Here is a 519-nt window from a genome sequence, read left to right as displayed (position 1 = left end):
GGCGAGCGCCTTGACGGCATCGAAGACGGTGACGCGGGCGTCGGGCAGCGCGGCGGATGGGGAGGACATCGATCGAAGGACTCTGGAATTGAACGGGGGCCCGCCGCATGCGGTAGGCCCCGCATCATGCCGCGATCAGCGGGCGGCCTGCACCGCATCCAGGATCACCGCCGCCACCTGGGCCGRCTGCGACTGCTGCGGCACGTGGCTGCTGGCGACGCTCGAAACCTTGGCGTTGATCGCCTTGGCCATCGCGCGCTGCTGCTCCGGAACGATCATGTGGTCGTTGTCGGCGACCAGGTACCACGACGGCTTCTGCTTCCACGCGGCGACCGACACCTTCTGCTCTAACGCCTTCGCCTGGATCGGGCCTTGCGTCGCGGTCATCACCGCGGTCGCGGCGGCGGGCAGGTCCTGCGCGAAATGCTTGCTCATGCCTTCCTGCGTCAGCGACAGGAAGCCGCCGCCATCGGCCTTCAGGTGGGCGAGGCCCGCGCCGGGCGCGAAGCCCTTGCCGAC

The 519-nt window shown here is 69.5% G+C and carries 1 protein-coding gene; it reads right to left on the bottom strand.

Annotation, left to right across the window (positions count from 1 at the left end; translation table 11 throughout):
- Positions 1–135: 135 nt before the first annotated feature.
- Positions 136–519, bottom strand: a 384-nt coding sequence (locus AC1D15_RS36605; protein ID WP_477829952.1) for an alpha/beta fold hydrolase, incomplete at its 5' end; no start/stop codon positions are given.

The organism is Rhizobacter sp. P2_H2, from assembly GCF_056403375.1.
The sequence above is the reverse complement of the archived record's forward strand: the minus strand, read 5'-3'. Positions and strand labels throughout refer to the sequence as shown.